Below are 26,454 nucleotides of genomic sequence, written 5' to 3'. Positions count from 1 at the left end.
TGGTATTTCATTAGAATAATACAAAGGATTTTGTCATGACAAATTGTATAGCATATAGTTACCAGTTTTCCAAAGTAAAAAATCGGACAATAGAGATAAATTTCACTGGAGGTGATATTAGTAGCGATGGAGGTGTGTTGTTATTAAGAGAAGCAGATAAAAGGCTTGGTATAACAGAGGAGCTTGCTAAAATATTTCCTGATAGACGAGATGGTAGTAAAATTACCCATAATATGGCAACAATGCTGAGGCAACGAATTTATGGTATTGCATTAGGTTATGAAGATTTAAATGACCACAATTATCTACGAAAATGTCCTGCTATGCAAACAGCTATGGAAACAATTGATGATATGGCAAGTAGTTCTACCTTATGTCGTATAGAAAACAATGCTGATAGACACTTTGCAATTAAAGTGCATGAACTAATGCTTGATAAATTTATTAAGTCTCATAAAATAGTACCAAAGCAGCTAATACTTGATTTTGATGCTACGGATGATGAAATTCATGGGCAACAGGAAGGTAAGTTTTATCATGGTTATTACGGTCATAATTGCTTTTTACCTTTGTATGTTTTTTGTGGAAAGCATCTGTTAGTTAGTTATCTTAGGACGTCAAAGCAGGATCAAGCAAAACATTCTTGGGCAATATTATCATTGTTAGTAAAACGTTTTCGCCAAGCTTGGCCAGAGGTAAAGATTATTTTTCGTGGTGATAGTGGATTTTGTCGTCATCAGATGTTTGATTGGTGTGATATTCATAATATAAAATATATTGTAGGAATGCCCCAAAATAACAGACTAAATGAGTTACTGAAACCTACAATGGAGAAGTCAAAAGCAGCATTTATTATAACCCAAGAAAAGCAACGTCTTTTTAGTGAGTTTCCATATAAGGCTGGTAGTTGGAGTCATGAACGTAGAATAATTGGTAAGGCAGAAATGACAATGCTTGGAGAAAATCCAAGGTATATAGTAACTAATTTATCAGATAAACCTGAAGATTTATACGACAAAGTTTACTGTGGTCGTGGTGATATGGAAAACCGTATAAAAGAGCAACAACTAGAATTATTTGCAGATCGTACTTCTTGTCATAGATGGTGGGCTAATCAGCTCAGAATGATTTTATCGGGTCTTGCATACACTTTAGTAGAATATATCAGAGGTAATTTATTACAAGGTAGTGCATTAGCAAAAGCACAAATAGGTACAATACGTTTAAAATTATTAAAAATTGGGGTAGTAATTATCCGTAATACTAGGCGTATTAAGTTTTTGTTATCTTCATCATATCCTTACCGACAGGTATGGAATCATGTGATGAAGAAATTAGCATTAGAATAACCTAGATTAGCACTGTTCCCGGTGCTTAGAAAAAATGGGGTAAGGGGCATTACATCTAAAATTTGAAAATAACGGCTTCAAAGCACTTTTTGGCAAAATTTTTACAAAAGTATCATTGCTAATATTATAAATTACTCAATTTCTTACTTTAAATCTCACTTCATGCAATATCCGGGTTAAAGAGAAGTATTGGTATGCAACGACAAAATTTATTGCCTGGGGATGACAGCTAACTTTGCCGGTAAGAGGGTGGATAAGTTTGCATAAATAAGCCTCCTTTTTGTTAATGCTTTATAATATTGGAATATTTACTTAAGTTTAAATTCTAGATATAACAACGTTAAATTTGTGTCATACTTGATTTTATAATTGTTTTTCTGTAAGTATTAAGTTTGTTTAAGAGCATGTTTTTTCCTATAACTTTCAGAATTAATTTCTAGAATCGTAGAATGATGAATTAGCCTATCGATAGCTGCTACAGTCATAGAGTTTGTAGCAAAAATACTATCCCATTCACTAAAAGGCTGATTAGATGTAACAATAAGACTCCCTGATTCATATCGCTGAGCAATCAGTTCGAACAAAACATGCGTTTCAGCTTCATCCTTACGTACATATCCTATATCATCAAGGATAATAACATCATATTTATCAAGTTTAGCAAGTTCTGCCGGAAGGCGACAATCTCGACGAGAGGCTTGCAGATTTTGAACAAGCTTAGTGGGGGAAGTAAAGAGTACTCTGATATTTTTTTCTACCAATGCATACCCTAGTGCAGCAACTAAATGACTTTTTCCTACCCCGGATGGACCAAAAACTAATAAATTTTCGGCTCGCTTAACCCAACTAATATTACAAGCTAGGTCATCTACTTTTGCTTTATTTAAAGTTTGAACCTGACTAAAATCAAAAGTAGCTAAAGATTTACCTACCGGTAGATGAGCTTTTCTTAAATAAGTTTGAATCTTTTTCCTCTGACGAGCTTCTACTTCGTATTCAAAAAGGATAGATAAAAACTTAGCCCGGATATTGCATGAAGTGAGATTTAAAGTAAGAAATTGAGTAATTTATAATATTAGCAATGATACTTTTGTAAAAATTTTGCCAAAAAGTGCTTTGAAGCCGTTATTTTCAAATTTTAGATGTAATGCCCCTTACCCCATTTTTTCTAAGCACCGGGAACAGTGCTAATCTAGGTTATTCTAATGCTAATTTCTTCATCACATGATTCCATACCTGTCGGTAAGGATATGATGAAGATAACAAAAACTTAATACGCCTAGTATTACGGATAATTACTACCCCAATTTTTAATAATTTTAAACGTATTGTACCTATTTGTGCTTTTGCTAATGCACTACCTTGTAATAAATTACCTCTGATATATTCTACTAAAGTGTATGCAAGACCCGATAAAATCATTCTGAGCTGATTAGCCCACCATCTATGACAAGAAGTACGATCTGCAAATAATTCTAGTTGTTGCTCTTTTATACGGTTTTCCATATCACCACGACCACAGTAAACTTTGTCGTATAAATCTTCAGGTTTATCTGATAAATTAGTTACTATATACCTTGGATTTTCTCCAAGCATTGTCATTTCTGCCTTACCAATTATTCTACGTTCATGACTCCAACTACCAGCCTTATATGGAAACTCACTAAAAAGACGTTGCTTTTCTTGGGTTATAATAAATGCTGCTTTTGACTTCTCCATTGTAGGTTTCAGTAACTCATTTAGTCTGTTATTTTGGGGCATTCCTACAATATATTTTATATTATGAATATCACACCAATCAAACATCTGATGACGACAAAATCCACTATCACCACGAAAAATAATCTTTACCTCTGGCCAAGCTTGGCGAAAACGTTTTACTAACAATGATAATATTGCCCAAGAATGTTTTGCTTGATCCTGCTTTGACGTCCTAAGATAACTGAGGTGGTACCCTTTGTCTAGACAAATTTTTTAAATTTTAGAGGTGTAATTCTCCTGTATTAATGTATTGGTTTTTCAAAGTAAAGTTTGCATTTTCTATGTCATATAGCCTCTTGATAATTTTCTAGTTTTTCTGCAAAATGTATCATTTCAGGTGTCTTATATTCAAGCGATTGATGAGGTCTTTGCTGATTATAAAATTCTATATAATCTCTGATAGCTATCTTTGCTTCACGTACTGTTTCAAGATCAAAACGATAAATCTTCTCTTGTTTCAAAGATCGCCAAAAACGTTCAATAAATACATTATCTAAGGCTCTGCCTTTGCCGTCCATACTAATAGCTATGCCTTGTTGCTCAAGTATTTGAGTAAAATCTTTTGATGTAAATTGTACTCCTTGATCCGTATTAAAAATGTCAGGCTTGCCATGTATAGATATTGCTTCATTTAGAGCTTCAATACAAAAATCATTTTCTAAACTAATCGACACCCGCCAACTCAAAATATAACGACTATACCAATCCATTATAGCAACCAAATATACAAAACCTTGCTTTAATCTTATGTAAGTAATATCTGCACAGTAAACTTGATTGGAGCAAACCACCTCTATATTATTTAATAGATATGGGTATACTTTATGAGCCTGATTCCTACGGCTTAAATTAATCTTTGGGTATACTGCTTCAATACCAAGTATTTTATAATATTTTCTTATCATCTTACGACTAACATTTAACCCTTCGGATTTTAGGACATGAGACATTCTTCTAGTACCATAATAGGGATGCTCTGTAAAAATCTCATCAATTCTGTTCAGTACTCTATACTCCTTATCATCTAAGGTATTCCTAGCTCGGTAGTAGTAACTTGAGCGGTTTAAATCTAAAAGTTTGCATTGTCTTGCTATGGTTAAATTTGAAGCATAACTTATCATTTTTTTCCTAACCTCTAAATCCAAAGATACTAGATTTTTTTTTAAGCCAGTCTCTTTCAACTGTTAACTGGCCTATTTGCTCAAATAATGATTTAATTAAATCTTCTTGGCCGGTATCTTGTTGTTTAGATTTCGATTTAAATCCAGAAACCATAAAATCTAAAGCTTCTTTCTTCCATTTATAAATCTGATTAGCGTGAACACCATATTTGCTGGTAATTTGAGCTATAGTCATTTCTCCAGATATTGCTTCAATTGCTATTTTTGCTTTTTCTTCTGCACTATATTTTTTAACTTGTTTTTTCATTTTTTTTCATTTTTTGCTCCTTTTCCTAGGAGATATTATACCTACTTTTCTCTATTTTCTTGTCTAGTTTTTGGGTACCATTATACTTAATAAATTTATCAAGCATTAGTTCATGCACTTTAATTGCAAAGTGTCTATCAGCATTGTTTTCTATACGACATAAGGTAGAACTACTTGCCATATCATCAATTGTTTCCATAGCTGTTTGCATAGCAGGACATTTTCGTAGATAATTGTGGTCATTTAAATCTTCATAACCTAATGCAATACCATAAATTCGTTGCCTCAGCATTGTTGCCATATTATGGGTAATTTTACTACCATCTCGTCTATCAGGAAATATTTTAGCAAGCTCCTCTGTTATACCAAGCCTTTTATCTGCTTCTCTTAATAACAACACACCTCCATCGCTACTAATATCACCTCCAGTGAAATTTATCTCTATTGTCCGATTTTTTACTTTGGAAAACTGGTAACTATATGCTATACAATTTGTCATGACAAAATCCTTTGTATTATTCTAATGAAATACCAGTATTATACAGCTTTACGAGGATTTTGTCTCCTATATCTCATGCAATATCCGGGTTAGGTTAATTTTTGTGGAAGATATTAATTGCTGGGAAGAAAAGTTTGAGATGTGCAGTTATGCCGCAAGGCTATTGAATAAAATTACCTATTTAAACAGGTTGGTAAAACGCCCGATAGATATTAGAGAAGTTAAAAAGGGCATTTACTACGCTCGAAAATATCACGGCACACAAATGCGACAATCAGGCGACCCGTATTACTCTCATCCTATAGAAGTTGCTTATATGGTGGCGGAGTTTACGGCGTATGAAACCCCTGATCTTTACCACCCTTATATGGTAAATGCTAGTTTGTTACATGATATCATTGAAGATACACCGTTTACGGAAGGGAATATTGCCACTATTTTTGATAGAAATATAGCAAGGCATGTAGAAGGCTTAACACGAGTTAAACCTTCTGGAAAGATAAGTGTTGAGGATAGTTTAAATTTATTAATTCAACAAAAAAGATATGATACGGCACTTATAAAAATCTTTGATCGAGTACATAACATACAAACTTTAGGAGCTAAATCACCTGAGAAAATTCAGAAAATTATAGAAGAAATATTACAACATTTTTTATATGTTTGTGCATATTTTGAAATATACAACATCGAACACAAATTAGTCAAACTTTGCCGTGAAATGCTTGAACAACAAACTAATTTTAAAAAAATGGCTTTAAAAGAAAAAATTCTTAATGCTGATAATTACCTTGAAGTCTTTCAAGCGATTCGAAGTGGGTAACCCCCCAGTAAAAAGCCATTCCAACCGGCATCATAATAAGAAGAATACCATAATTTCCTAGTATATTCACTAAATAAACCATACCAAAAGAAGTTATGATAGTTATAAAAATTGTTGAAAAGGCGTATAGAACACTAGTATAAGTAAACCGTTTAAACACCGGAAAGCTTTTGAAAATTATAGGAGTAGCCGTACTAGTAGTGATACTAGTCATAATTAATAATACTTGTATTTTAAATATATCAAAGTCGGTAGCAGCGTTATTTAAAAAATAAACACCAATTGGCATAGCAACTAAAAATATAATTGCTCTAACTTTTAGCATTTTAAGCGGATGAAATTTAAATGTTAATAAAACTAATAAAACCATTAAAGCTAATTGAGCAACAGAAACATAAAAATTGTTTTTCATAACTTCAGCGGCAGAATAATGATAAGTTGTTTTTAATAAATATGCACAATGAACGTAAATAAGGTAAAAACAAGCGTATCCAGAAATTGCCGCTAGAAAATATAAGCTAAGGAAGTTTTTTTACTAACTTTTTCTTCAATATATTCTTTATAAGGTAGTTTTTGAGTATTTATGCCAAAATCTTCTAAAGTATTTTTTATTCGCCGTTTTGCGTCTACAAATTCGGTTGATTCTCGGAGTCTAGTTCTAGCTACCAATCCTACCAAAGCTATTATAGCTCCCCCCCAAAAAGCATAACGCCAATTTAAAAGATAGCTAGTGCTAATAATACCGAATACTAACGCAGCCATGCCGCCGAAAAGAGTGGCTATAATTATTATACCTACATATATATATTGCGCAGGCGGCTTGGTTGTTTCCGTTACATATAATTCTGCTCCTATTATTTCTCCCATTGAAGATATACCTTGCGACATACGGCAAATTATCATAATCCAAGAAACTATAATACCTTTTTCCTCATAGGTTGATAAATTAGCCATAACTAAGCATGATATCGCCATTATAAATGTAGTGATAATTACGGTAGATTTACGCCCGATATTATCACCTATCCATCCCAGCCCAAAAGCTGCAAAAGGTCTTAGCACATAGGTAGAACAAAAAGCCGCTGCCGATAAAAGTGAAGCAACTTTCGGGTCAGTCTTTGGAAAAAATAAATCATTTAGCACCACTGCCATATGGACATAAAGCATTAGCCCGGATATTGCATGAAGTGAGATTTAAAGTAAGAAATTGAGTAATTTATAATATTAGCAATGATACTTTTGTAAAAATTTTGCCAAAAAGTGCTTTGAAGCCGTTATTTTCAAATTTTAGATGTAATGCCCCTTACCCCATTTTTTCTAAGCACCGGGAACAGTGCTAATCTAGGTTATTCTAATGCTAATTTCTTCATCACATGATTCCATACCTGTCGGTAAGGATATGATGAAGATAACAAAAACTTAATACGCCTAGTATTACGGATAATTACTACCCCAATTTTTAATAATTTTAAACGTATTGTACCTATTTGTGCTTTTGCTAATGCACTACCTTGTAATAAATTACCTCTGATATATTCTACTAAAGTGTATGCAAGACCCGATAAAATCATTCTGAGCTGATTAGCCCACCATCTATGACAAGAAGTACGATCTGCAAATAATTCTAGTTGTTGCTCTTTTATACGGTTTTCCATATCACCACGACCACAGTAAACTTTGTCGTATAAATCTTCAGGTTTATCTGATAAATTAGTTACTATATACCTTGGATTTTCTCCAAGCATTGTCATTTCTGCCTTACCAATTATTCTACGTTCATGACTCCAACTACCAGCCTTATATGGAAACTCACTAAAAAGACGTTGCTTTTCTTGGGTTATAATAAATGCTGCTTTTGACTTCTCCATTGTAGGTTTCAGTAACTCATTTAGTCTGTTATTTTGGGGCATTCCTACAATATATTTTATATTATGAATATCACACCAATCAAACATCTGATGACGACAAAATCCACTATCACCACGAAAAATAATCTTTACCTCTGGCCAAGCTTGGCGAAAACGTTTTACTAACAATGATAATATTGCCCAAGAATGTTTTGCTTGATCCTGCTTTGACGTCCTAAGATAACTAACTAACAGATGCTTTCCACAAAAAACATACAAAGGTAAAAAGCAATTATGACCGTAATAACCATGATAAAACTTACCTTCCTGTTGCCCATGAATTTCATCATCCGTAGCATCAAAATCAAGTATTAGCTGCTTTGGTACTATTTTATGAGACTTAATAAATTTATCAAGCATTAGTTCATGCACTTTAATTGCAAAGTGTCTATCAGCATTGTTTTCTATACGACATAAGGTAGAACTACTTGCCATATCATCAATTGTTTCCATAGCTGTTTGCATAGCAGGACATTTTCGTAGATAATTGTGGTCATTTAAATCTTCATAACCTAATGCAATACCATAAATTCGTTGCCTCAGCATTGTTGCCATATTATGGGTAATTTTACTACCATCTCGTCTATCAGGAAATATTTTAGCAAGCTCCTCTGTTATACCAAGCCTTTTATCTGCTTCTCTTAATAACAACACACCTCCATCGCTACTAATATCACCTCCAGTGAAATTTATCTCTATTGTCCGATTTTTTACTTTGGAAAACTGGTAACTATATGCTATACAATTTGTCATGACAAAATCCTTTGTATTATTCTAATGAAATACCAGTATTATACAGCTTTACGAGGATTTTGTCTCCTATATCTCATGCAATATCCGGGTTAGGTCAAAATATTCTAGAAAAGTGCCTATAGATAATAACCCGATAGCTTCCTTTTGTTGCCTGGTTAAACTTCTCTGCTCCTCTCGATAACCTAACATAGCCTTATATTTTAATTAAAAACTGCAAATAGCATATATTTTTTCTATTGAAAGTCAATAGAAGTTTTTATTGTTTATTTAATTTTTTTGAAGTTTTTAGGAAAGGCGTTAATAAAACACCTTAGGATAAGGAAATGTTGAAATGGAGGGGATTATAATATATCACAATGAGAATGCTTGTCGGCATTTTGCCCCATAGGTTTAACAGGCTGCTTATAAGGATCATTTTCCCTTGCATAAGGTTGGTGGTGAGCAGTATTTGGAGCATGTGTTGTTTCTGCTTGGTTCGATTTCATAAACTCAAAATAATCATTAAAAGTTTCTAATTTAATCGAATTATTTGACAAAGTATATTGTAATTGTGTGCATATGTCAGCTATGTCTTTAGATGTTATTTCTTCATCTGGATTTTTTTTATTTTGGTTAGTGTTAATAAAACTAACCCATATCGGCTGCCTCGCTGCCTAACCTTGCAAGTTCGGCAGGGTTGGCAGTAGCGTAAGCTGTGCCTTAATTGCACTTATTGCATTTTTAAGCTGAGCATCATCTTTCTCATCAGCCATTACATAATCTTCTTTATCTTTACCGTACCGGTACAATATTTTTGAATTAGCTAGAAGAAACGGGCTTAATAATTTTTTCAGTCTAATTTGTGTAAGAATATATTAATTGCGTTAATGTTTTGTGTCAAATTATTATCAATATTCAACCATTTCACTTAACTATTTTTTAATTCGGTTGCAAGAAAACAATATTTAGCTTTTCCTTTAAACCACCGATAAGTAAAACCTTCCCTTTTAAAGTTATCTCGCCCATCATAACAATATTTGGATGGCGTTGTTGCATGGCTCGAAAATTAATAAAAACCCCGGGAAGGTTGAAAGGAAGTGGTGCCGCTAGGAGGAATTGAACCTTCGACCTCATCATTACCAATGATGTGCTCTACCACTGAGCTATAGCGGCGGCGTTGCGTGGATAAGCTCTAGATTCCCGCTTTTAGCTAGAATGACATCAAAAGTTAGAGCCATGCAACAATGCCTTCGTGGCTTCGCCATGACCGATTTTTATTAATTCTCGAGCCAGGCAACAACGCTTGCAGATTTTACCCATCAACACTTTATAGGTCAAGGAAAATTTAACATTTATTTTTATAATTCCTCCATTTCTGAACGATTTTTATAGAAAGATAATGCAACTAATCCCAATATACTTAATAACATTATATAGTAAACCGCTGAAGTTACATGCCCTGTTTTTTGTACTAAATACTCCAAAACAAGCGGGGTAGTGCCACCAAAAATACTAGTTGCCGTGTTATAGGACAAGGAAAGTGCAGTATTGCGGATATTTGTCGGATAAAATTCTGCTTGTAAAGCCGGTTCCGGTCCGATATAGCTAGCTGCTAAAATCGCCAGTATCATTTGTGAAATAATTACTTCGGTAAAATTGCCGGTTTCAAATATTTTAATCAAAAACGGCGTTGCTGCAATAATAATGAATAAATTTATGACAAAAATCCGCTTGCGACCTATTAAGTCCGATAAGTAACCGCTAAGCAAAGTTATAGCTGCCATAATTATATAGCATATGCTAGCAAGGCTATTTACTTCATTTTCCGTAAAGCCACGATTAATTTTTAAAAACGATACCAAATAAATTGCGTGCAGATAAAATATTAATGACCCGGGTGCATTAATAAATATAGATACTATATATATCGAACCAATGCTTAACAACAACCTTTTTTAGAGGAGAATTTAAAATTTTATGATGTTTTTTGAGATTCTTAAAATCAGGAGTTTCAGGAGTATATTTTTGGATATAAAGCCCGGCAAATAAGATAAAAAAGCCTAGCAAAAAGGGAATTCTCCAACCGAAATTGTCAAATTGAGCGGTAGTTAAAACATTTTTAGTGAGGTAGGAAACAAAAGAGCCGAGTAGTAACCCCATACAAATACTAGACATCGAAATACTGCCGGTAAAACCTCGTTGCTTCTTATTCGTATGTTCAATAACAAAGGAAATAGAGCCTGTAAGTGCACCGCCCATTGAAAGACCTTGCAGTATACGCACAAGGAACATTAATATAGTTGCCGTAATACCTATAGTATGGTAAGTCGGTAATATGCCGATTAATACGGTCGGGACGGACATACAAAATATAGCACTAGTTAAGGCTATTTTTCTGCCGAATTTATCGCCTATAACGCCGAAAAATATCCCTCCGACCGGTCTCATCAAATAACCTATCGCAAATACTAAAAAAGCTTGTAGTAAAGAAATATTTGGGTCATCATTCGGGAAAAACTTAGCTCCGATAATAGGTGCAAAATGACCGAATAATACATAATCGTACCACTCAAAAGTATTAGCAATACCGGTAGAAAAAATTAATCTACTTCTATTCATTATTATTACATTTTTTGCATTTTGTAGGTGTTTTTGGTTTTTGATGTCATTCCCGCGAAGGCGGGAATCCAGAAAAAACACTTAAAATAAGCAAAATTATATAAAATTTTACTATATAATTCGCTTAAATATTCTCTGGATTCCCGCTTTTGCGGGAATGACATATTGCTACTTTTATCGATCCACGCAACAACACAGGTACAAATCACGGTATGACACAACCTTTTTTCAACGTTCGTACACTAGTGGGTCAAGCCACGGTATGACACCGAACGCTTTGCAAAAATTCGAGCCATACAACAACGCTCCTTCGCAGGAATAACATAGTTCTAAGTTATGTCATATCTTTATTTTTCTCACTAATAACTTTCTTTTCTGAATATATTATAAATAATGTTGCGGGGATTATTATTAAAGCACCTTGTAAAGTAGTCTTGTCAGGAAATTCGTTAAACACTATATAGGCCGCTAAAGCTGAAATTATTAATTCTAAATATCTATAAGGAGCGGTAGCCGTAGCATCTACTAAAGTGAAGGCTTTAAGTAAAAAGAATAAAATTAAACTGCCACTACATCCTAAAACAAATAATAACGTTAATTCGAACATTGTCGGAGTTTGCCAATATTGTACTGCAGGCGGTACGGACACTATGGCGGTAACTATCGCCGAATAAAATAACATACTAATCATCGATTCTTTTACTACGAATTTTTTATTAATAATGTCCAGCATGGCAAATGATATAGCCGCCAGAACAAAAAATAATATTTCAGGGTTAAAGTCGCTAGTATGCGGTTTTAAAGTTATTACAACGCCGAGAAGACCGATTAAGGTTACTGCCCATCTTTGCCAAATAATATTTTCGTTAAGAAAAAATATAGCAAGCACCAAGGTGAATAAAGGTATTGAGAAGCTAATAACGGTTGCGGTAGTTACCGGAGCAATGGTAAGACCGTAAGTCCAGGACGTCATACCGAAGAATAATAACAACCCTCTTAATATATGAACAAACGGACGGCTAGTTTTTAAAGTTTCTTTGCCGTAATACGCAACAAACGGTAATAAAATTAGTGCACTAAAAAGAAAGCGAAAAAAAGCTACTTCAAAACTATGTAAACGGATGCCGAGATACTTAGCTATGATATCGTTACCGGCACTACTTATTAAACTTAACAAAAACCAGCTGATACCGATAAGGTATGTTTTTAACGCACTATTCATTAATCTACTCTCGATTTATAATTATTTTTATTTAAATGTCTTGCTTTTATGTTAGAAGAATTTTATCTTTTATGGCAATTGCCGTGTGTTTATATAAAAATTTTAAAAAGGTTATATATAATACAGCAATCTATTTTAAGCAAGGAAAGGTTGTAATTTATGATAAGAATAATTAAAGAATTGGGGATATTTGTATTTATTACGTGTATAAGTATTAATAGTTTTGCGAAATCTACAAGTTATGATGATATAGATTCTACATCAAATTACGATACGGATTATTATGAAAATGAAGGAAGCTTAACGTTCAAAGTACGACTAGGAGGGATACAATCTAGTGCCTCACAAAAAGGTTTGCCGACTCCGACGAGTAGCACGCCGGTTTCAGTCGGCAAATTTGTTGAAAACGGTTACGGCGGAGATGCCTCGACTACTATATTCTTTAATAACTATCTTGCCGCAGAGCTGTCACTCGGGGTAAATGTCTTACGGACTAAATACTCTTCTTTAGGTAATATAGCAAATAATTACGGCGTTAATAGCGACCTTGGAAAAAGAAAAGATTTATATATGATTCCGGCAACCGTTACCGGACAATATCATATTGCACCTTACGGAGGTATAAGACCTTATGTAGGAGTCGGTTACCACGGTTCTTATTTACTTACTCAATCGAAAGTTTTTAAAATTAAAAACGGTCACGGAGCAGTCGCACAAATAGGGATAGATTTCTATGCTCAGGATGATACGTTAATCAATTTAGATGTAAGGCAATTTTTCTTAAGTCCGAAAGTTACTTATAAATCAAATTTAGTCGGTACTAATAACGTGACTTCTAAGGTTAAGCTTAATCCTCTAGTAATTTCAGCGGGTATAGGCTTTAATTTTTAAGTGTATACTCGATGAACTTCAAAAAAGGGTATACATTGTTCCTTGTGTAGCCATTAGTGCGTGGATCGAGAAATTAATAAAAATCCCGTCATGGCGAAGCCACGAAGTGGCTGTAACCATCCAGGCTATCCCGAATATATGAGGGATTTAATTAGAATACTAAACAAGTTTAGTATAAAAATATGTTTAACTGGATTGCCACGTCGGCACGATGTGCCTCCTCGCAAGGCGTTGTTGCATGGATCATAATTTACCGTATTATGGTTATTATAAGTATGATGTCATACCGTGGCTTGACCACGGTATCCAGAAAAAACCTTAATAAAAACTGGATACCGTGATCAAGGAACTAGAATGACACCGAACGCTTTGCAAAAATTCGAGCCGGGCAACAACGCCACTTTGACCACGAAGCGATAAGCACTTTTTCTTAAATTTACTTCAGAATGATAGAGCAGTTAAGGAATATCTAAATATGTCATTACAAATTATCCAGCTATTATATTTAGTTTCTGCCGTTTGCTTCATTTTATCATTAAAGTTTTTATCGTCACCGAAACAAGCTCGTCTTGGAAGTTATGTAGGTATCGGCAGTATGATAATTGCGGTCGGTATTACTTTTTTTCTTCCCGATTTTGCTCATAAACTTCTTATTATAATAACTATTCTAGCCGGCGGAGCGGTCGGCGGTAGCATAGCTAAAAAAATCTCAATGACGGCAATGCCGCAATTAGTGGCAGGGTTTCATTCTTTTGTTGGTCTCGCTGCAGTATTTATAGCTTATGCCGCAATATTATCCCCGGAAGATTTTGCGATTGGCATAGCCGGCAATTTACCGATTAGTTCGTTGATAGAAATTTCTTTAGGTGCATCTATCGGTGCTTTGACTTTTAGCGGTTCGGTAATAGCCTTCCTAAAATTACAAGGATTAATGAGAAGTACGCCGATAAAATTTAACAATCAGCAATATATATGTTTGCTAGTAATAGCAATATTGGTAATTTTGACAATATTATTTATTCGTTCGGAAAGCATATTTTTATTTAATCTAATAATAATTTTATCTTTGTTAGCAGGTATATTATTAATAATACCGGTCGGTGGGGCCGATATGCCGGTTATCGTCTCAATGTTAAATTCTTATTCCGGTTTTGCGGCAGCGGGAATCGGTTTTACACTGAGTAATAGCTTGTTAATTATTACCGGTGCATTGGTAGGCAGCAGCGGTGCAATACTTAGCTATATAATGTGTAAGGCGATGAATCGCACGCTTATTAAAGTTATTTTCGGTGCATTTTTATCACCGCCCAAAACTTCTAGCGGTAATATTGATAACGATAAAGTAGCAAAAGTAAGCTGTCCCGAAGATGCAGCGGGTTTATTACGTAATGCCTCATCTATTATAATAGTTCCGGGCTACGGCATGGCAGTTGCTCAATCACAACATGTTATAAAAGAGATGGTGGATATATTAGAGCGTTCGGATATTAATGTTAGATTTGCCGTACATCCGGTTGCCGGTAGGATGCCTGGGCATATGAATGTGCTACTTGCCGAGGCTAATATTGATTATGAAAAAGTATTAGAGCTGGAAGAAATTAACCGAGATTTTGCTAATACCGACATAGTGCTAGTGATCGGTGCAAATGACGTAACAAACCCTGCGGCTAAAAATGATCCGACTAGCCTGATTTACGGAATGCCGGTACTTGATGTAGAAAAAGCACGGACGATTTTATTTATAAAGCGTTCAATGGCTGCGGGCTATGCCGGCATAGAGAATGAATTATTTTATCATGATAATACTTTAATGTTATTCGGCGATGCTAAGAAAGTTATTGAAGACATCGTTAAGTTTTTAAATGATGATTGACTTAAAGCTAATGTTTTGTTAAATTGTTGGGTGAATCGTATTTACCTCGTCATGGCGAGGAGGTACATCGTGCCGACATGGCCATCCAGTTTTTGTCATTCTAGTTCCTTGATCACGGCATCCAGTCTTTTTATTAAGATTTTTTCTGGATACCGTGGGAGGGGTCACGGTATGACACCGTACTTGTAATAACCATAATACGGTAAATTATAAGCCACGCAACACCACCTCCTCGTAATGACAAATACGAAACACAATATTATAATTTAGTTATTAACTATCATGAATGCACAAAAAATACTCCCTCTTCTTCCGAAAGCCACAGCTATATGGTTAATTGAAAATACTTCTTTAACTTTTAAACAAATTGCTGATTTTTGCGGTATTCATGAATTTGAAATAAAAGGCATGGCAGATGGGGAAGTGGCTCAATCTATTAAAGGGCTAGATCCTGTTGCCAACGGTCAGTTAACTGTGGAAGAGATTGAGCGTTGTAGTAAAGACCCGCAGAGTAGTTTACAAATTGTGATTAGTTCGGCTTATGAGCTGATGAATAATAAGAAAAAACAACGTGCAAAATATACTCCTATTGCTAGGCGTCAAGATAAGCCGGATGCTATTTATTGGCTACTACGCAATTATCCGACGATTCAGGATAACCAAATACTTAAATTAATGGGTACTACTAAATCTACTATAGCGGCTATTAGAGATCGCAGTCACTGGAATATGAAAAATATTCATGCTCGTGACCCCGTGTTACTTGGGATATGCAGCCAAGTAGAATTAAACAAAATAATAGAACAATTAGAGCTTCCTTCAGCAAAAAATCATGGAAATGAAAATACCGATACTAAGTAATAAATATAGCAAGTATTTCAAAGATTCGGTTTTGAGATAATCCTTCATGCAACAACGCTTCTAACCTGGCTTTGTTGCCTGGATACCCCAAACGTCATTACGAGCGGCTGAAGGTCTTGTTGCATGGCTCAGATTTTTGATGTCATTCCCGCGAAGGCGGGAATCCAGAAAAAACACTTAAAATAAGCAAAATTATATAGGAATTTACTATATAATTCGCTTAAATATTTTCTGGATTCCCGCCTTTAGCTAGAATGACATACAGCACTTTTCTCTACCATGCAACAACGCTTCTAACCTTTACAATTGCTTAAAAATATTTGCCAAGATTTAAAAATTTTTCTGGACTTGGGAATATAATAATTATATAAACTTTGATAGTAAGTAGGTTAAAATAGAAGGGCTCGTAGCTCAGTTGGTTAGAGCACGCCGCTCATAACGGTGTGGTCGCAGGTTCAAGTCCTGCCGAGCCCACCAAATTCTTTTAATATTCAAAATGATTAACCTTAAAACCCTTTCTTGGTATCTTTTTAGATCATATTGCGGGTATTTTCTTACTATCTTATTTCTTTTAATCGGCATATTAATTATCTCAAATATTTTTGATCTTTTACAGAAATTTAAAAATATTTATGTTCCGTTTCACTTTTTTTGGCGATTCACGCTATATAAAATTCCTTACTTATTAAATCAAATAGCTTCCTTAATAAGCTTCACCGCTATGTTGTTTTTTCTTAAAAATTTAACGAAAAACAATGAGTTAATAGCAATTTTATCTAGCGGAATTCATATTTGGCGTATTTTGATCATACCGGTCTTTACGGCGTTGATTTTAGGTATAGGGTTTACGGCTATACTCAATCCTATAGGAGCTTTAGGACTACAAAAATATGAATTATTAGAAACAAAATTATTAAAGAAAAAAGCTACTGAAGTTACGATATCTAAATCAGGCTTATTATTTTTTGAATCTTATCAAGGCAATAATCAAATAATCCAAACGCAATCTATTAATTTGCCAGAGAAAAAGTTAAATAATATTACGATCTTATTTATTAGCGATAATAATTCGTTCCTTAAAAGAATTGATGCGAAATATGCTATAGCAAATAAGGGTAACTTGAGCTTAAAAACCGTAAAAGTTTTTACTGACGGCATTCTTAAGACCTATGATAATTTGACTATTCCGACAAATTTATCAATTGACCATTTAGCTGAAAAATTTGCCTCACCCGAAACGGTTTCTATTTGGAGATTACCGAAGTTAATTAAACAGTTATTAAATTCCGGCGTACCGGTTATTAATTATCAAATCTACTATTATAAACAATTATTTAAGCCTATAATGATGATTGCGACGGTTATTTTAGCAAGTTGTTTTATTAGTCTTCGGCAACGTGATAACTCTCAAGAAAAAATACTAATACTCGGTTTATTTATCGGTTTTATAGTATATTCATTATCGGAAATTTTGCTTAAAATACTTGCTTATAATAATCTTTCCCTTATTGCGGCTATTTTATTACCTAGTATGCTAGTATTCTTTATTAGTAATTTTATTATTTTACATTATAAGGAAATTTAAAATACAAATTTATAATATTTTACTTTATTTTTATTGAAACATTAGAGTAATATTTTATTCTGTAATTTAAAGTTAAAACTGTGGAGAAAAAATAAATATGTTCACGAAATTTTGGGGAAGGTTTTCCTCAGATATGGCTATAGACCTAGGTACGGCTAATACCATCGTATATGCAAAGGGTCGAGGCATAGTTCTTAATGAACCGTCCGTAATAGCTTTGATAAAGAAGAAAGGCTCTTTTGAGCCTTATGCCTTTGGTCATGAAGCAAAAATGATGTTAGGACGCACCCCAACCGATATTGAAGCAAAAAGACCGCTGAAAGACGGAGTTATTGCTGATTTTAAAGGTGCTGAAGAAATGATTAAGTACTTTATTAAAACAGTTCATAATCGTCGTTCTTTTTTCGGTCCGATAATCATAATATGCGTTCCTTCAGGTTCCACTCCGGTTGAACGTAGAGCCATCCAGGAAGCAGCCGAAAGTGCAGGCGGTAGAGATGTATATTTGATTGAAGAGCCTATGGCCGCTGCAATCGGAGCGGGGTTGCCGGTTACGGAAGCCACCGGTTCAATGATCGTTGATGTTGGAGGAGGTACGACGGAAGTAGCTGTTTTATCGCTTGGCGGTATAGTTTACGCAAAATCGGTAAGGGTAGGCGGTGATAAAATGGACGAAGCTATTATTTCCTATATTAGAAGACATTATAATTTATTAATCGGTGAGGCTACCGCAGAAAAAATAAAACAGGAAATCGGCACGGCTTACGTAGATGAAAACGTTGAACCTAGAATGATGGAAATTAAAGGGCGTGATTTAATTTACGGTATACCTAAAGAAATGATATTGAACGAAAGACAAATTGCTGATAGTTTAGTTGAGCCGGTGAACCAAATTATTGAAGCAGTAAAGGTAGCACTAGAATGTACCCCTCCGGAATTATCTTCCGATATTGTCGATAAAGGAATTGTTTTAACGGGTGGTGGGGCATTGCTAAAAAACCTTGACTATGTATTAAGTGAAGCCACTAAACTACCGGTGATAGTAGCTGATCAAGCTCTGTCATGTGTGGCACTTGGTACCGGAAAAGTACTTGAGGATTTTGCAAAATTAAAGCATGTATTATTTAAGCAGGATTAAAGATGGCAATAATTGCGAATAGAGTAAGGACTTCGTCAAATATCTCGGAATTCATTAAATCTATAGTAATTCTTGCTAAACGCTTTTTTATTTTATTTTTCCTTACTTTATCATTATATTTGTTTATTGCCGCTCCAAAAAAAATTTCTAATATATCACTTGAAGTAACGGGAGGTTTTTTATCGACCGGCTTGATGATTTATGAAAATATATTTGAATATATAAATTCGATATCTCAAAAATTAATTTATTTTCAGGACTTAGCCAAAAAAAACGTCGAATTGCAGCTTGAAATTGCAAGGTTACAACGTATGCAAAATAATATAGATTCTATAAGAGCCGAAAATACTGCTTTGCGGGATCTTTTAACTGTAACCAGAGAAGAAGAATTTGAATATGTAACTGCCAGATTATTAAGCGTTTCGTTAAATCCTTTTTCTAAAACCGCTTTAATATTTGCCGGAAAAAATCACGGTATAGAGGTTGATCAAATTGTTACCAATGCTGAAGGATTAGTAGGGCGAATAACGGAAGTAAGTAATAATTACTCAAAAATTATGCTAATTAACGACGTTAATTCTAGGATTCCTATCACTGCCGGCTCGTCAAGAGAAAAAGGCATTTTAGCAGGTAACGGCAATAGCAGTAAAATACTCTATTTACCCGACAATCATTTAGTTCAAAAAGACGAAAAAATAATAACCTCCGGACACGGTAATATTTATCCTTCCGGAATTTTAGTAGGTTATGCCGGTAAAGTAACGGAAAAAGAAGTTGTCGTTGATATGGCTGTTGATTTATCTAGAACCGAATTTGTCCAAATATTACTACCGAAAGAGTAGCGTTGTTGCGTGGCTCATAATTTACCGTATTATGGTTATTACAAGTATGGTGTCATACCGTGGCTTGACCACGGTATCCAGAAAAAACCTTAATAAAAAGACTGGATGCCGTGATCAAGGAACTAGAATGACACCGTACGCTTTGCAAAAATTCGAGCCAGGCAACAAGACTCGGAAGAGTAGGAAATGACATAGAGTGAGCAGTATAAATGAGGAATAATTATTTTGGTCTAATAGCCGAATATATATGTATAATTATCTATAAGTTAAAGTTTTATCAAATTCTTCATCACCGCAAACGTTATTATGTCGGAGAAATTGATATTATAGCATTACGCAATAAAGAAATTGTTTTTATTGAGGTAAAAGCTAGGAGTTCTAAAATTGACGATAAATTTCTATCTTTAACGCAACAAAAAAGGATTAAACGAGCTGCTGAACTATTTTTAAGTAATAACTCTAAATATAGTAATTATAACGTTAGGTTTGATTTAATAATTGTTAGACCACACAAATTGCCGATAATTATTAAAAACGCCTGGTAACTTATATACTCGTCTTTTGGAATTAAATTAATAAAAATAGGAATTTCATATGTCACTTGCTATTAAAATAAGAAAATTTTTGGAAGAAAAATTAAAAGGAAATGAATTAAGCCGTAAGGATTTTGCTAAGGACAGCGGTATTCCTTATAGTACCGTTAATAGAATTATGAAAGCCGAAACTGAAACCGGTCGAGAATTTAATCCTGAAATAGATACGATATTAAAAATAGCCGACTATTTTAACTGCTCTATGGATGAAGTAATAGATAGAGACGCAACGACAGAAGAGAAGAATAATTCTTCCCTATAAGTGAGTGGTCTTGTTGCATGGCTCTAGAATCGTCATGGCGAGCGACTTGATCGGCGTTGTTGCCTGGCTCGAATTTTTGATGTCATTCCCGCAAAAGCGGGAATCTAGAGAATATTTAAGCGAATTATATAGTAAATTTTTATATGATTTTACTTATTTTAAGTGTTTTTTCTGGATTCCCGCCTACAGCGGGAATGACATACGGCACTTTTCTAGAGCCACGCAACAACGCCCGCCTTTAGCTAGAATGACATTGAAGTGTTAAGCTATACTACAAAGCAATTCTTTTTAGGTAATGCCCATTTTTCCTATAAATTCAATATCTTAATTTCGTTGTTCATGTTCAATAAGCCATTTTTTGCGAGCAATGCCGCCGCCATATCCGCCGAGTTCTCCATTGCTATTGATAATGCGATGGCAAGGAATCACGATAGCAAGTTGATTAGCACCGTTGGCGTTTGCTACTGCTCTATAGGCACTTTGTTTACCGATTGCCATAGCCTGTGCTAGGTAACTCCTTGTTTCACCGTAAGGAATCCGTATTAATTCCTGCCAAACACGTTGTTGAAACGGACTACCTAACAAATGCAAGGTAGTTTTAAACTCTTTTAAACTACCTGCAAAATAAAATTTGAGTTCTGTTGCAATTGATTTAAGCGGAGCGTTGCTACCCGGGATAATAGCCGCTTTGGTTTTGATACGTAATTTTTCTATTTCACGCTCTAAACCACGCCTATCGACAAATTCTAAAAGATATAAAGCATATTCGTCAGCAATGGCAATCATTGGTCCAAGCGGTGTATCTAACCAGGCAGCTTTTAGGATATTATGATGATTATTGAATTTTGTCGGTGCTGCCCCCACAATTTTAGCAAAAGCATCTCTAAAACCGCTGCTTGATTCATAGCCCATATTAAGTTGCGTATCAATTACCGCCTCCCCTTCGCGAATTTGCTTCATGGCAATCCCCATTCTTCTTGCTCGTGCATATCCCACAAAGGTCATGCCGAAGCGTTTTTTGAATTGTCGGCTCACCGTCGAGGCATCTACGGCTAATTCTTCAAAATCTGAAGTCTTCCATCTTTTTTCAGGATTTGCCTCAACTGCTTCAACTAAAATTTGTACCAATTCCGAAACATGATTTGGGTGAGAAAGCGGTCGGCAACGCAGGCAAGGTCTGAATGAAGCGAGTAAAGCTTCTTACGCCGTTTTATAAAATTCACAATTCTCAAATTTTGGTTTTCTAGCAGGACAAGTCGGGCGGCAGAATATACCCGTTGTTTTAACACCTACGTAAAATACTCCTTCATATTCCGAATTTTTATCGATTAAAGCTTGATAAAATTCCCGTTTCGTTATCGGTGCTAACATATTCGTCTCTATTATTATAGTCACATTATATTATGATTATAGTAACTTAAAAAAAACATGCGACCGAAATTTAGGCGTTGATTTTTATTAGCTTGGATAATATTCAAAATGTTGTTTTTAGCTATAGCAAAGGGTGTTGTTGCATGGATATCCAAACCGTCATGCGAAACCACGAAGTGGCTGGCGGTGTTGCATGGCTCTAAAAAAGTGCTATATGTCATTCTAGCTAAAAGCGGGAATCCAGAAAAAACACTTAAAATAAGTAAAATTATATAAAAATTTACTACATAATTCGCTTAAATATTCTCTGGATTCCCGCCTTCGCGGGAATGACATCAAAAATTCGAACCACACAACAACACCTTCAGTCGCTCGCCATGACGATTCCAAGAACCGCACAACAACGTTTTGCTATACTAAATATATCTTCTATTATAGCTCGTTAATTGTACTATACTCGTTCTCTACCCCTACTCCTGTCAAAGATATTTCTTCTTCTTGTTTCGGTGATAATTGATCGACATTATTAAAAACTTCACCGTTTAATATTGTAGTAGCGTTCTTTTTGCCCCAGTAATAACCTATAGCTGTTCCTATGCAGGCTCCAACCACTAATGCTGCTGTGGTTGTCGCTCCTGCTATTAAATAAGGATTAATCTCTGTTCCCGATTCGTCTCCATTATTTGAAGTCAGATTATATTCAGTTAAGTTATTAGCATCAATAGTGGTATCGGGTAAATTGGTAGTAGAAGGAGCAGCAGTGGCGGTAGGGATAAGAGAAAGAAGATAATTTTGTACCACTCTTAATGCACTTTCGGCTGTACAATCCTCAAGACCTAAAAAATTGGCAATATCGTTTAAAGAAATTACATTATTCGTAACGTTATAGCTTTCATCTAAAATGTTAGCAGTACCGTTTTCTACAGTTGTAGCCTGCTTTAATATGAGAAATTTTTGACCATCATTGTTGGTAAATATATCCTCTATCTTTACCAGTTCGCCACCGCAATTCTTTTCTACGGCATTTAAATCATGTGGCACAATTTTAAGATGTTCTATAATATTTTTTAAATTGCACTTTAAGTTATTGGCAAAATAACCGCTATAAAATTTGTTATCTGCGATATTACTAAATGATGTAAATATATTATTACCGACTGCATGAATGATTTGTTGTGTATTTGCAGAAAGGTTGCTAACCCGGATATTGCATGAGATATAGGAGACAAAATCCTCGTAAAGCTGTATAATACTGGTATTTCATTAGAATAATACAAAGGATTTTGTCATGACAAATTGTATAGCATATAGTTACCAGTTTTCCAAAGTAAAAAATCGGACAATAGAGATAAATTTCACTGGAGGTGATATTAGTAGCGATGGAGGTGTGTTGTTATTAAGAGAAGCAGATAAAAGGCTTGGTATAACAGAGGAGCTTGCTAAAATATTTCCTGATAGACGAGATGGTAGTAAAATTACCCATAATATGGCAACAATGCTGAGGCAACGAATTTATGGTATTGCATTAGGTTATGAAGATTTAAATGACCACAATTATCTACGAAAATGTCCTGCTATGCAAACAGCTATGGAAACAATTGATGATATGGCAAGTAGTTCTACCTTATGTCGTATAGAAAACAATGCTGATAGACACTTTGCAATTAAAGTGCATGAACTAATGCTTGATAAATTTATTAAGTCTCATAAAATAGTACCAAAGCAGCTAATACTTGATTTTGATGCTACGGATGATGAAATTCATGGGCAACAGGAAGGTAAGTTTTATCATGGTTATTACGGTCATAATTGCTTTTTACCTTTGTATGTTTTTTGTGGAAAGCATCTGTTAGTTAGTTATCTTAGGACGTCAAAGCAGGATCAAGCAAAACATTCTTGGGCAATATTATCATTGTTAGTAAAACGTTTTCGCCAAGCTTGGCCAGAGGTAAAGATTATTTTTCGTGGTGATAGTGGATTTTGTCGTCATCAGATGTTTGATTGGTGTGATATTCATAATATAAAATATTGATCTGTCAACAGTTTTCCGGACAGTTTTTTACGCACATTTTTGTATTTTTTCGTATTGTACTGGTGATAGATAATCGTTAGCAGAATGCATTCTTATACGATTATAAAATACCTCTATATATTCAAATATAGCATGTTTTGCTTCCTCCCTAGTTTTAAATTTATGTTGATAAATTAATTCTGTTTTTATAGTATGAAAAAAGCTTTCAGCAACAGCATTATCCCAGCAATTTCCTTTACGACTCATACTCTGTATAATACCATGTTGTTTTATAAGTTTTAAATGACTATCAGAACAATATTGGCTACCTCTATCAGTATGCCAAATAAGCTTTTTAGGTGGTTTACGTTGCCATATTGCCATTAGCAAAGCATTATTAACTAAATCAGCTTTCATATTACTATTCATTGACCAGCCTATTACTTTTCTAGAAAATAGATCAATAACTGTTGCTAAATATAACCATCCTTCTCCAGTTGGGATATAGGTGATATCACCAACCCAATAACAATTAACATTAGAAACTTTAAACTGTCTATCCAATAAATTAGGAGCAACTTGCTTATTATGCTTAGAATCAGTAGTTGCTTTAAATTTATACTTAGTTTTACATACTAAGCCAGCTTCATTCATTAGTCTTGTAATTCTCCTACGACTAACAATTATGCCTTGCCTCAACAAAGCCTTTTTAATGGGTCTAGATCCATAATTTCGTCTACCTTCCTGAAAAATAGCTCTAACCTTACAGGTTAATTCTCTATTTTCTTTATCCCTATTGCATCCAGGGTTATTTAACCACTCATAATAACCGCTACGTGATACCTTCATACATTTGCACATAATTGCAATTGAGAAATCATCTTGATGCTTCTTTATCCATGCATACCTTACAGGGACTCTTTTGCAAAGTACGCTGCAGCCTTTTTTAGTATATCACGCTCCTGTGTTACTATCACCAGCTCTTTCTTTAATCTTTTTAATTCATCATACAGATGTTCATCTGTTCTTGTTATTGATTCTTCAAATTGTTTAGAATATTTATCTATCCAACTATATAAAGTATTCTTACTGATACCTAATTCTTTTGCAGTCTGAATAACAGGTCGCTTCGATTCAGTTGCCAATTTAACTGCTGATTCTTTAAATTCACTAGAATACATTTTTGTTTTTGTCATACTGTATTTCCTTTCTGTTAATATTGTCTCATACTAACTGTCCGGAATACTATAGCCACATCATATATTGTAGGAATGCCCCAAAATAACAGACTAAATGAGTTACTGAAACCTACAATGGAGAAGTCAAAAGCAGCATTTATTATAACCCAAGAAAAGCAACGTCTTTTTAGTGAGTTTCCATATAAGGCTGGTAGTTGGAGTCATGAACGTAGAATAATTGGTAAGGCAGAAATGACAATGCTTGGAGAAAATCCAAGGTATATAGTAACTAATTTATCAGATAAACCTGAAGATTTATACGACAAAGTTTACTGTGGTCGTGGTGATATGGAAAACCGTATAAAAGAGCAACAACTAGAATTATTTGCAGATCGTACTTCTTGTCATAGATGGTGGGCTAATCAGCTCAGAATGATTTTATCGGGTCTTGCATACACTTTAGTAGAATATATCAGAGGTAATTTATTACAAGGTAGTGCATTAGCAAAAGCACAAATAGGTACAATACGTTTAAAATTATTAAAAATTGGGGTAGTAATTATCCGTAATACTAGGCGTATTAAGTTTTTGTTATCTTCATCATATCCTTACCGACAGGTATGGAATCATGTGATGAAGAAATTAGCATTAGAATAACCTAGATTAGCACTGTTCCCGGTGCTTAGAAAAAATGGGGTAAGGGGCATTACATCTAAAATTTGAAAATAACGGCTTCAAAGCACTTTTTGGCAAAATTTTTACAAAAGTATCATTGCTAATATTATAAATTACTCAATTTCTTACTTTAAATCTCACTTCATGCAATATCCGGGCTAACTATTTCTTTTGTAGATATAGGTGTTAGACAGGAAAAGTTAAACATATAATTATCCTTTTATTTAATTAATTTAAACGATTAATATTAATCAAGAGGAGTTATTAAGGTAATTTAACTATTATGTCAATGATAATATGAAGATTATTTAACACATTGCTTAAAAAAATATTATATAAATTTTAAAAAATATAATTGAATTACATTCAAATTTGAGGAAATTAAAGTATAGTGCAGTTGTTAATAGCAATTTGTAGCACTAGTTGTTGAGGTTTTGATGCATTAAGAAAGAATAATTTGTGTTCACAGAGCCTAGTTATTTGCGTTGTGGCATGGATCGAATTTTTGCAAAGCGTACGGTGTCATTCTAGTTCCTTGATCACGGCATCTAGTCTTTTTATTAAATTTTTTTCTGGATACCGTGGTCAAGCCACGGTATGACACCATACTTGTAATAACCATAATACGGTAAATTATGAGCCATGCAACAACGCCAGGAAATCTTGCTTTAGAAATTTCTATTAATGATTCAAAAATCTCCTCTACCTCATCACCATATCTTTATACACAATGGACAAATTAAAGAGAGTCGTTTTTTAGTTTTTTGTAGTTTATCATTACCTCTTCTAAATACCTACTACTTTCCATGAGAATAGATCAAGGATAATAGCTAA

30 protein-coding genes, 2 tRNA genes and 3 pseudogenes are annotated in these 26,454 nt (G+C 34.3%); 14 read left to right on the top strand and 21 right to left on the bottom strand.

Annotated elements, in window-relative coordinates; translation table 11 throughout:
• Positions 1-35: 35 nt before the first annotated feature.
• Positions 36-1,349: an IS1380 family transposase gene (locus AAGD48_RS09440; protein ID WP_341789277.1), complete on the top strand. Its 1,314-nt coding sequence runs from the start codon at positions 36-38 to the stop codon at positions 1,347-1,349.
• 386 nt (positions 1,350-1,735) lie between these two features.
• Here the strand turns inward: AAGD48_RS09440 and istB are convergent, their stop codons facing one another.
• The 5 genes from istB to AAGD48_RS09415 all read right to left on the bottom strand — a co-directional run bounded on the left by istB (position 1,736) and on the right by AAGD48_RS09415 (position 5,037).
• Positions 1,736-2,377, bottom strand: a complete 642-nt coding sequence (gene istB / locus AAGD48_RS09435) for an IS21-like element helper ATPase IstB (RefSeq protein WP_341790786.1) — start codon at positions 2,375-2,377, stop codon at positions 1,736-1,738.
• Positions 2,378-2,546: 169 nt separating this feature from the next.
• Positions 2,547-3,236: an IS1380 family transposase gene (locus tag AAGD48_RS09430; RefSeq protein WP_341789735.1), complete on the bottom strand. Its 690-nt coding sequence runs from the start codon at positions 3,234-3,236 to the stop codon at positions 2,547-2,549.
• A 158-nt stretch (positions 3,237-3,394) separates the two neighbouring features.
• Positions 3,395-4,231: an IS3 family transposase gene (locus AAGD48_RS09425; protein WP_341789327.1), complete on the bottom strand. Its 837-nt coding sequence runs from the start codon at positions 4,229-4,231 to the stop codon at positions 3,395-3,397.
• A 7-nt stretch (positions 4,232-4,238) separates the two neighbouring features.
• The gene (locus tag AAGD48_RS09420) at positions 4,239-4,538 is read right to left on the bottom strand and encodes a transposase (RefSeq protein WP_045812944.1); all 300 of its coding nucleotides are present in this window, start codon (positions 4,536-4,538) and stop codon (positions 4,239-4,241) included.
• A 25-nt stretch (positions 4,539-4,563) separates the two neighbouring features.
• The gene (locus AAGD48_RS09415) at positions 4,564-5,037 is read right to left on the bottom strand and encodes a transposase (RefSeq protein ID WP_341789811.1); all 474 of its coding nucleotides are present in this window, start codon (positions 5,035-5,037) and stop codon (positions 4,564-4,566) included.
• A gap of 103 nt (positions 5,038-5,140) precedes the next feature.
• On the opposite strand from AAGD48_RS09415, the gene AAGD48_RS09410 reads away from it, so the two are divergent.
• Complete coding sequence (locus tag AAGD48_RS09410) at positions 5,141-5,860, top strand: HD domain-containing protein (RefSeq protein WP_341789810.1); 720 nt, start codon at positions 5,141-5,143, stop codon at positions 5,858-5,860.
• Here the strand turns inward: AAGD48_RS09410 and AAGD48_RS09405 are convergent.
• From AAGD48_RS09405 to AAGD48_RS09375, 8 genes and pseudogenes are all read right to left on the bottom strand, one after another.
• Positions 5,811-6,272, bottom strand: coding sequence for a hypothetical protein (locus tag AAGD48_RS09405; protein WP_341789809.1), 462 nt, complete (start codon positions 6,270-6,272; stop codon positions 5,811-5,813). The two genes, AAGD48_RS09410 and AAGD48_RS09405, sit on opposite strands and share 50 nt — an antisense overlap.
• A 92-nt stretch (positions 6,273-6,364) precedes the next feature.
• Positions 6,365-7,027 (bottom strand): MFS transporter, encoded by a 663-nt coding sequence (locus tag AAGD48_RS09400; protein WP_341789808.1) that lies wholly within the window; start codon positions 7,025-7,027, stop codon positions 6,365-6,367.
• Positions 7,028-7,206: 179 nt separating this feature from the next.
• Positions 7,207-8,520 carry an IS1380 family transposase gene (locus AAGD48_RS09395; protein ID WP_341789277.1) on the bottom strand — a complete coding sequence of 438 codons (1,314 nt, stop codon included), beginning with the start codon at positions 8,518-8,520 and terminating at the stop codon, positions 7,207-7,209.
• A 75-nt stretch (positions 8,521-8,595) separates the two neighbouring features.
• Positions 8,596-8,709: pseudogene (locus AAGD48_RS09390) on the bottom strand (MFS transporter); the annotation flags it as partial.
• A gap of 152 nt (positions 8,710-8,861) precedes the next feature.
• A complete protein-coding gene (locus tag AAGD48_RS09385) occupies positions 8,862-9,005 on the bottom strand; it encodes a hypothetical protein (protein ID WP_341789806.1) in 144 nt (47 codons plus the stop codon).
• 433 nt (positions 9,006-9,438) lie between these two features.
• On the bottom strand, positions 9,439-9,525 hold the full coding sequence (locus tag AAGD48_RS10700) for a S16 family serine protease (RefSeq protein ID WP_410526043.1): 87 nt from the start codon (positions 9,523-9,525) through the stop codon (positions 9,439-9,441).
• A 72-nt stretch (positions 9,526-9,597) separates the two neighbouring features.
• Positions 9,598-9,672 (bottom strand) — tRNA-Thr (locus AAGD48_RS09380).
• A gap of 185 nt (positions 9,673-9,857) precedes the next feature.
• Positions 9,858-11,118: pseudogene (locus AAGD48_RS09375) on the bottom strand (MFS transporter).
• A 157-nt stretch (positions 11,119-11,275) separates the two neighbouring features.
• On the opposite strand from AAGD48_RS09375, the gene AAGD48_RS09370 reads away from it, so the two are divergent.
• Positions 11,276-11,440 carry a hypothetical protein gene (locus AAGD48_RS09370; protein ID WP_341789805.1) on the top strand — a complete coding sequence of 55 codons (165 nt, stop codon included), beginning with the start codon at positions 11,276-11,278 and terminating at the stop codon, positions 11,438-11,440.
• A 12-nt stretch (positions 11,441-11,452) separates the two neighbouring features.
• On the opposite strand, the gene AAGD48_RS09365 is transcribed toward AAGD48_RS09370, so the two are convergent.
• Positions 11,453-12,340 carry a DMT family transporter gene (locus AAGD48_RS09365; protein WP_341789804.1) on the bottom strand — a complete coding sequence of 296 codons (888 nt, stop codon included), beginning with the start codon at positions 12,338-12,340 and terminating at the stop codon, positions 11,453-11,455.
• A 159-nt stretch (positions 12,341-12,499) separates the two neighbouring features.
• On the opposite strand from AAGD48_RS09365, the gene AAGD48_RS09360 reads away from it, so the two are divergent.
• The 9 genes from AAGD48_RS09360 to AAGD48_RS09320 all read left to right on the top strand — a co-directional run bounded on the left by AAGD48_RS09360 (position 12,500) and on the right by AAGD48_RS09320 (position 20,385).
• Entirely contained in the window at positions 12,500-13,231 is a 732-nt protein-coding gene (locus tag AAGD48_RS09360) for an OmpW family outer membrane protein (RefSeq protein ID WP_341789803.1), read from the top strand.
• A 475-nt stretch (positions 13,232-13,706) separates the two neighbouring features.
• Positions 13,707-15,104, top strand: coding sequence for an NAD(P)(+) transhydrogenase (Re/Si-specific) subunit beta (locus AAGD48_RS09355; protein WP_341789802.1), 1,398 nt, complete (start codon positions 13,707-13,709; stop codon positions 15,102-15,104).
• A gap of 282 nt (positions 15,105-15,386) precedes the next feature.
• Entirely contained in the window at positions 15,387-15,965 is a 579-nt protein-coding gene (locus AAGD48_RS09350) for a cell cycle transcriptional regulator TrcR (protein WP_341789801.1), read from the top strand.
• Between the two features lie 400 nt (positions 15,966-16,365).
• Positions 16,366-16,442 (top strand) — tRNA-Ile (locus AAGD48_RS09345).
• A 19-nt stretch (positions 16,443-16,461) separates the two neighbouring features.
• Positions 16,462-17,550, top strand: coding sequence for an LptF/LptG family permease (locus AAGD48_RS09340; protein WP_341789800.1), 1,089 nt, complete (start codon positions 16,462-16,464; stop codon positions 17,548-17,550).
• 97 nt (positions 17,551-17,647) lie between these two features.
• Positions 17,648-18,688 (top strand): rod shape-determining protein, encoded by a 1,041-nt coding sequence (locus AAGD48_RS09335; RefSeq protein WP_341789799.1) that lies wholly within the window; start codon positions 17,648-17,650, stop codon positions 18,686-18,688.
• Between the two features lie 2 nt (positions 18,689-18,690).
• Positions 18,691-19,530, top strand: a complete 840-nt coding sequence (gene mreC / locus AAGD48_RS09330; RefSeq protein WP_341789798.1) for a rod shape-determining protein MreC — start codon at positions 18,691-18,693, stop codon at positions 19,528-19,530.
• A 209-nt stretch (positions 19,531-19,739) separates the two neighbouring features.
• Positions 19,740-20,075: a YraN family protein gene (locus tag AAGD48_RS09325; RefSeq protein ID WP_341789797.1), complete on the top strand. Its 336-nt coding sequence runs from the start codon at positions 19,740-19,742 to the stop codon at positions 20,073-20,075.
• Between the two features lie 49 nt (positions 20,076-20,124).
• Positions 20,125-20,385 (top strand): helix-turn-helix transcriptional regulator, encoded by a 261-nt coding sequence (locus AAGD48_RS09320; protein ID WP_341789796.1) that lies wholly within the window; start codon positions 20,125-20,127, stop codon positions 20,383-20,385.
• A 324-nt stretch (positions 20,386-20,709) separates the two neighbouring features.
• Here the strand turns inward: AAGD48_RS09320 and AAGD48_RS09315 are convergent, their stop codons facing one another.
• The 6 genes and pseudogenes from AAGD48_RS09315 to AAGD48_RS09290 form a co-directional block, all read right to left on the bottom strand.
• Positions 20,710-21,171, bottom strand: coding sequence for a methylated-DNA--[protein]-cysteine S-methyltransferase (locus AAGD48_RS09315; protein WP_341790785.1), 462 nt, complete (start codon positions 21,169-21,171; stop codon positions 20,710-20,712).
• A gap of 111 nt (positions 21,172-21,282) precedes the next feature.
• Positions 21,283-21,390 (bottom strand): annotated as a pseudogene (locus tag AAGD48_RS09310) (bifunctional transcriptional activator/DNA repair enzyme protein Ada); the annotation flags it as partial.
• 195 nt (positions 21,391-21,585) lie between these two features.
• A complete protein-coding gene (locus tag AAGD48_RS09305) occupies positions 21,586-21,756 on the bottom strand; it encodes an Ada metal-binding domain-containing protein (RefSeq protein ID WP_341789795.1) in 171 nt (56 codons plus the stop codon).
• 20 nt (positions 21,757-21,776) lie between these two features.
• On the bottom strand, positions 21,777-21,977 hold the full coding sequence (locus tag AAGD48_RS09300) for a hypothetical protein (RefSeq protein WP_341789794.1): 201 nt from the start codon (positions 21,975-21,977) through the stop codon (positions 21,777-21,779).
• 211 nt (positions 21,978-22,188) lie between these two features.
• On the bottom strand, positions 22,189-22,797 hold the full coding sequence (locus AAGD48_RS09295) for a DUF5460 family protein (RefSeq protein WP_341789793.1): 609 nt from the start codon (positions 22,795-22,797) through the stop codon (positions 22,189-22,191).
• A 38-nt stretch (positions 22,798-22,835) separates the two neighbouring features.
• On the bottom strand, positions 22,836-22,985 hold the full coding sequence (locus tag AAGD48_RS09290; RefSeq protein ID WP_341789792.1) for a hypothetical protein: 150 nt from the start codon (positions 22,983-22,985) through the stop codon (positions 22,836-22,838).
• Positions 22,986-23,044: 59 nt separating this feature from the next.
• Here AAGD48_RS09290 and AAGD48_RS09285 point away from each other — a divergent pair, with 59 nt between their 5' ends.
• The gene (locus AAGD48_RS09285) at positions 23,045-23,788 is read left to right on the top strand and encodes an IS1380 family transposase (protein ID WP_341789791.1); all 744 of its coding nucleotides are present in this window, start codon (positions 23,045-23,047) and stop codon (positions 23,786-23,788) included.
• 27 nt (positions 23,789-23,815) lie between these two features.
• Here AAGD48_RS09285 and AAGD48_RS09280 read toward each other — a convergent pair.
• Positions 23,816-24,963 (bottom strand): IS3 family transposase gene (locus AAGD48_RS09280; protein ID WP_410526007.1). Its coding sequence is split into 2 segments (ribosomal slippage): positions 23,816-24,717 and positions 24,717-24,963, totalling 1,149 coding nucleotides; the frame shifts between segments, so codons are not numbered across the junction.
• Between the two features lie 75 nt (positions 24,964-25,038).
• Between AAGD48_RS09280 and AAGD48_RS09275 the strand changes: the two genes are divergently transcribed.
• Positions 25,039-25,602: a transposase gene (locus AAGD48_RS09275; protein WP_341789790.1), complete on the top strand. Its 564-nt coding sequence runs from the start codon at positions 25,039-25,041 to the stop codon at positions 25,600-25,602.
• The last annotated feature ends 852 nt before the right edge of the window (positions 25,603-26,454 follow it).

The organism is Rickettsia endosymbiont of Polydrusus tereticollis, assembly GCF_964026385.1.
Taxonomy (GTDB): domain Bacteria; phylum Pseudomonadota; class Alphaproteobacteria; order Rickettsiales; family Rickettsiaceae; genus Rickettsia.
This window is presented reverse-complemented; position numbering and strand designations above follow the sequence as displayed.

Bases quoted from the DNA above. Each gene is read 5' to 3' on its own strand.
- AAGD48_RS09440 (WP_341789277.1), top strand. From the start codon at position 36: ATGACAAATTGTATAGCATATAGTTACCAGTTTTCCAAAGTAAAAAAT.
- AAGD48_RS09425 (WP_341789327.1), bottom strand. From the start codon at position 4,231: ATGATAAGTTATGCTTCAAATTTAACCATAGCAAGACAATGCAAACTT.
- AAGD48_RS09420 (WP_045812944.1), bottom strand. From the start codon at position 4,538: ATGAAAAAACAAGTTAAAAAATATAGTGCAGAAGAAAAAGCAAAAATA.
- AAGD48_RS09415 (WP_341789811.1), bottom strand. From the start codon at position 5,037: ATGACAAATTGTATAGCATATAGTTACCAGTTTTCCAAAGTAAAAAAT.
- AAGD48_RS09405 (WP_341789809.1), bottom strand. From the start codon at position 6,272: ATGAAAAACAATTTTTATGTTTCTGTTGCTCAATTAGCTTTAATGGTT.
- AAGD48_RS09400 (WP_341789808.1), bottom strand. From the start codon at position 7,027: ATGCTTTATGTCCATATGGCAGTGGTGCTAAATGATTTATTTTTTCCA.
- AAGD48_RS09395 (WP_341789277.1), bottom strand. From the start codon at position 8,520: ATGACAAATTGTATAGCATATAGTTACCAGTTTTCCAAAGTAAAAAAT.
- AAGD48_RS09385 (WP_341789806.1), bottom strand. From the start codon at position 9,005: ATGAAATCGAACCAAGCAGAAACAACACATGCTCCAAATACTGCTCAC.
- AAGD48_RS10700 (WP_410526043.1), bottom strand. From the start codon at position 9,525: ATGGGCGAGATAACTTTAAAAGGGAAGGTTTTACTTATCGGTGGTTTA.
- AAGD48_RS09370 (WP_341789805.1), top strand. From the start codon at position 11,276: ATGACATATTGCTACTTTTATCGATCCACGCAACAACACAGGTACAAA.
- AAGD48_RS09365 (WP_341789804.1), bottom strand. From the start codon at position 12,340: ATGAATAGTGCGTTAAAAACATACCTTATCGGTATCAGCTGGTTTTTG.
- AAGD48_RS09360 (WP_341789803.1), top strand. From the start codon at position 12,500: ATGATAAGAATAATTAAAGAATTGGGGATATTTGTATTTATTACGTGT.
- AAGD48_RS09355 (WP_341789802.1), top strand. From the start codon at position 13,707: ATGTCATTACAAATTATCCAGCTATTATATTTAGTTTCTGCCGTTTGC.
- AAGD48_RS09350 (WP_341789801.1), top strand. From the start codon at position 15,387: ATGAATGCACAAAAAATACTCCCTCTTCTTCCGAAAGCCACAGCTATA.
- AAGD48_RS09340 (WP_341789800.1), top strand. From the start codon at position 16,462: ATGATTAACCTTAAAACCCTTTCTTGGTATCTTTTTAGATCATATTGC.
- AAGD48_RS09335 (WP_341789799.1), top strand. From the start codon at position 17,648: ATGTTCACGAAATTTTGGGGAAGGTTTTCCTCAGATATGGCTATAGAC.
- mreC (WP_341789798.1), top strand. From the start codon at position 18,691: ATGGCAATAATTGCGAATAGAGTAAGGACTTCGTCAAATATCTCGGAA.
- AAGD48_RS09325 (WP_341789797.1), top strand. From the start codon at position 19,740: ATGAGGAATAATTATTTTGGTCTAATAGCCGAATATATATGTATAATT.
- AAGD48_RS09320 (WP_341789796.1), top strand. From the start codon at position 20,125: ATGTCACTTGCTATTAAAATAAGAAAATTTTTGGAAGAAAAATTAAAA.
- AAGD48_RS09315 (WP_341790785.1), bottom strand. From the start codon at position 21,171: ATGATTGCCATTGCTGACGAATATGCTTTATATCTTTTAGAATTTGTC.
- AAGD48_RS09305 (WP_341789795.1), bottom strand. From the start codon at position 21,756: ATGTTAGCACCGATAACGAAACGGGAATTTTATCAAGCTTTAATCGAT.
- AAGD48_RS09300 (WP_341789794.1), bottom strand. From the start codon at position 21,977: ATGACATATAGCACTTTTTTAGAGCCATGCAACACCGCCAGCCACTTC.
- AAGD48_RS09285 (WP_341789791.1), top strand. From the start codon at position 23,045: ATGACAAATTGTATAGCATATAGTTACCAGTTTTCCAAAGTAAAAAAT.
- AAGD48_RS09275 (WP_341789790.1), top strand. From the start codon at position 25,039: ATGCCCCAAAATAACAGACTAAATGAGTTACTGAAACCTACAATGGAG.